The following is a 3707-nucleotide window of genomic DNA, read 5'->3' on the forward strand; positions in this document are numbered from 1 at the left end:
ATATAAAAGCTCGCCTTGTGTGACTGCGGATATGGTAATACTGCCCATCGGCAGCGCCGCCAGCCGGTGTCGAATCTCCGGGGGATGGCTTTTGATAATATAACTGGCCATATTTGTATCCAGCATATAGCGTATCAAAACAAATCTCTTTCTTGGTTCGGCAGGTCTTCACGATTCGCCATGAAATCGGCAGGAATCTTTGTGCGATCGGCAAGCTCGAAAAACTCCGCCCAGGATGCCGGTTTTGGCGACAGTATGACTTCGCCAGTTACAGGATCGCGACGAATAAATACTTCCGTTCCCGGAAAACGGAATTCTTTCGGAAGCCGTAGTGCTTGGCTCCGGCCAGTGGTAAATAACTTGGCAGTAGCATGCATATTAATCTCCTGTTAAATAGATACCAAAAGTATATATCATAAATTAGTATGTATCAATGATATTTATCAATTCGAGTTCTGCCGCATTAAGCGAGATCATCGATACCTTCGTGTAGACTGTTGACATCGAAAAAATGGTGACGCTACATGCTTATTGTAAAAAGGATGCGATTCCCGATTGAGGTAATTCTGGTTGGTAGAAGCTGGCGGATGGACGAGACTTATATCAAGGTTAAAGGCGTTTGGAAATACCTCTATCGCGCTGTGGACAGGGATGGTAAAACGATCGACTTTCTATTAACGGCCAAGCGCGATAAAGCCGCTGCTAAACGCTTCTTTGATAAAGCCATGCAGGCCAATGGCGTTCCTGAAAAAGTCACGATGGATAAAAATGGCGCCAATAAAGCGGCGATTGATGAGATCAATGCCAGCAAACAGATACCCATGGTGGTTCGTCAGGTAAAGTACCTTAATAATATTGTGGAACAAGATGTCTTTTGCTGAACAATTTTATGCGTTGGCAAGATAATCGCATCAATATCAACTGTACGCTTGATAAAACTAACCAGATATCAGCTTTCTTTCGTTAATGTGACGGAACCAAATAAAACGCATAAAGGCCGGTTGGAATAATGATTATTTGCTTCGGATTATTGGCGTGATTTAAGTTCGATTGCTCTGCCGGATAACCAGGAAATTAAAGGTACAACGAAGATTGAGTGATTGTAAGGATTAAGCATTATGAATGAAGAAGAATACATTTCATCGAGAGTTGATGATCAGATCAACCGGTATGACAAAAAGAGCCAAAGTGCCCAGTGTTGGTTTAAATGGCTAAGAGGAACAGAGATCCTGGCAGCTTCGGCGATTCCTATTATTGCAGGGTTCGCAAAAGATCCTTTTCCAGTTGCATTGGTTGTAGGTGTATTGGGCGCATCAATAGCAGTGATATCATCCTTTGTTAGTCTTAATCAATTTAGAGAAAATTGGACGGAATACCGTACAACTTGTGAGTCGTTGAAACATGAAAAGTTTCTGTTCTTAACTAAAGGTGAGCCGTACCATGAGGATGAACCGTTTCGCATCTTCGTTCAACGAGTAGAAAGTTTAATATCAAAAGAAAATAGTGCATGGTATCAATATACTCAGGCAAAAATTGAAAAAATGCAAAAAAATATCGATGGTGGTCAGAGATAACCAATATGACAAACAGTCTGCCTTCTGGCGGCGTTGTTGAATAAATCAAAATGAACCAAATGGCTCTGTTCTCCCGTTAATTGTTATAGTTTTACGGATACCGGCATGCCTAGATTGGTCATTCTGTTGAGTGCAGTTGCTTAAAAAATTTCCTGATTAGCAACGAACGTCAGCAAGGTTTGTCTGACGAGTTTGTTGCGGCATAAAAATCATGGCTGTTAAATGATACAAGGAGTTATCGATCATGGCGATGAATCGAATTCAATTTCAATCTGGACTGTCGATGCTGAAATTCCTCAAGGATTTTGGTACGGAGGCGCAGTGCGAGCAAGCGCTGGAAGTTGCCCGTTGGTCGGATGGGTTTCACTGTCCACGCTGTAACGGTACTGCTTACTATGTCATACGTGATGGTATACGCAAGGTTTTTCAATGCAGAGCCTGCCGACATCAGGCCTCATTGATTGCCGGGACAGTTTTTCAGGGCACTAAACTACCGTTGACCGTCTGGTTTTTGGCAATTTATCTGGTTAGCCAGGCCAAGACCGGTTTGTCATCCCTGGCGCTCAAGCGCCAGCTGGGAGTGAGCTATCCTACGGCATGGTTGATACACCACAAACTGATGCAGGCGATGGTTAATCGTGAGGAGCGCTATGTCCTTGATGGCAGAATCCAGGTCGATGATGCTTATCTTGGTGGAGAGCGTGCGGGAGGAAAAGCGGGCAGAGGTTCATAGCTCAAGGTGCCCATTGTTGCCGCTGTGTCTCTGACTGAGGATGATCATCCTTTGCGCGTGAGGCTTACCCCAGTCTCGGGATTTACGCTAAAGGCAATTTCAGCCTGGGCAAAGGATTGTCTGGCACCCGGCAGCACGGTAGAGATATTTATAAGTACCTTTGACCTTGATGTAAGTCTCGTCCATCCGCCAGCTCCCAACAACCGGGCGCTTATACTTTCTGAAAATCTTTTCCAGCAATGGTAGAAACCGGATCGCTCAACGGCCCACTGTAGAATGGTCAGCCGTAACACCACGCTCCTCCATCATTTCTTCCAGGTGCCGGCAACTTAACGGATACGCCGCGTACCAGCGGATACAGACCAGAATCACCTCAATCGGAAACCGCATTCCTTTTACAGCTAGCATGGAGCCTCACCATTTTTTCAATGTCAACAGAGTTCATCACGAAGGTATCGATGATCTCGCTTAATGCGACAGAGCCATATGGACTTGATGGTTTTTCAATTCATCGGCGAGACAGCCAAGACCTATGGGGGTCGTCTCAGAAAACAGAATTGGCGGCAAGAACTCGAGTCTTTGGATCGCTTGCGTGTCACGTTTGCAAAGGAGGGGATTCCCCTTGAATTTTTGTCACATTACAAGCCGTATGAACCCTTTGCATTCCTTAGAATAAATGACGGGTTAAGTGACAAATTTTGACGGCTCTGTTGCAAAAAATAGCGTTGGCTAGAGTAAATCTCTGATATTTTTGATTATGCGGTGTAAATATCGAATTGTCTTTCAATAAGACGGATTTCTCCTATGAGACCTTGCCCATATTTCCATGCATCCATCTGTCCTTTCTTGAACATGTGCATGAGTTCAAACCCCTTGATCGTTGCATAGGCGGTCTTCATGGATTTGAACCCGCGTACGGGATTTATCAGCTGTTTGAGTTTTCCATGATCAGCCTCGACAATATTGTTCAAGTACTTTACCTGCCGGTGTACCGTATCCTCAGGGCATTTCCCTTCTTCCTTCAACTCATCAATGGCAGGACCGAAAGTCGGCGCTTTATCTGTATTAATTGTCTGCGGATGTGCCCATGGTTTTATGGATTTGAGCGCTTTGCCTAGAAACCGTTTGGCGGCTTTCTTATTACGGGTAGGTGAAAGATAGAAATCAATCGTGTCACCGTGCTTATCAATAGCTCGGTACAAATATGTCCATTTCCCTTTAACCTTCACATAGGTTTCATCTACCCGCCAGCTGTAGCCCATCGTCGGCTTGTAGTACCACCGCATGCGTTTTTCCATTTCGGGTGCATAATGTTGAACCCAACGATAAAGCGTTGTGTGATCGACTTCAAATCCACGCTCCAACATCATTTCTTCCAATTCACGATAGCTCGTGCATAA

At 44.6% G+C, this 3707-nt stretch carries 3 protein-coding genes and 3 pseudogenes; 3 read left to right on the forward strand and 3 right to left on the reverse strand.

Annotated features, from left to right (window positions below; all coding sequences use genetic code 11):
• Positions 1–134 precede the first annotated feature (134 nt).
• Positions 135–377, reverse strand: a complete 243-nt coding sequence (locus NSMM_RS11385) for an antitoxin (RefSeq protein ID WP_090287553.1) — start codon at positions 375–377, stop codon at positions 135–137.
• Positions 378–569: 192 nt separating this feature from the next.
• Between NSMM_RS11385 and NSMM_RS11390 the strand changes: the two are divergent.
• The 3 genes and pseudogenes from NSMM_RS11390 to NSMM_RS11400 all read left to right on the forward strand — a co-directional run.
• Positions 570–869: pseudogene (locus tag NSMM_RS11390) on the forward strand (IS6 family transposase); the annotation flags it as partial.
• Positions 870–1118: 249 nt separating this feature from the next.
• A complete protein-coding gene (locus NSMM_RS11395) occupies positions 1119–1574 on the forward strand; it encodes a DUF4231 domain-containing protein (RefSeq protein ID WP_090287555.1) in 456 nt (151 codons plus the stop codon).
• A gap of 244 nt (positions 1575–1818) precedes the next feature.
• Positions 1819–2448 (forward strand): annotated as a pseudogene (locus NSMM_RS11400) (IS1595 family transposase); the annotation flags it as partial.
• On the opposite strand, the pseudogene NSMM_RS16550 reads toward NSMM_RS11400, so the two are convergent.
• Together NSMM_RS16550 and NSMM_RS11415 are read right to left on the reverse strand one after the other, a co-directional pair.
• Positions 2440–2715 (reverse strand): annotated as a pseudogene (locus NSMM_RS16550) (IS6 family transposase); the annotation flags it as partial. The pseudogenes NSMM_RS11400 and NSMM_RS16550 overlap by 9 nt on opposite strands.
• Positions 2716–3062: 347 nt before the next feature.
• Positions 3063–3707 (reverse strand): IS6 family transposase (locus tag NSMM_RS11415; protein ID WP_090287559.1); only part of this gene is annotated, 645 nt, incomplete at its 5' end.

The organism is Nitrosomonas mobilis, from assembly GCF_900103035.1.
GTDB lineage: Bacteria > Pseudomonadota > Gammaproteobacteria > Burkholderiales > Nitrosomonadaceae > Nitrosomonas > Nitrosomonas mobilis.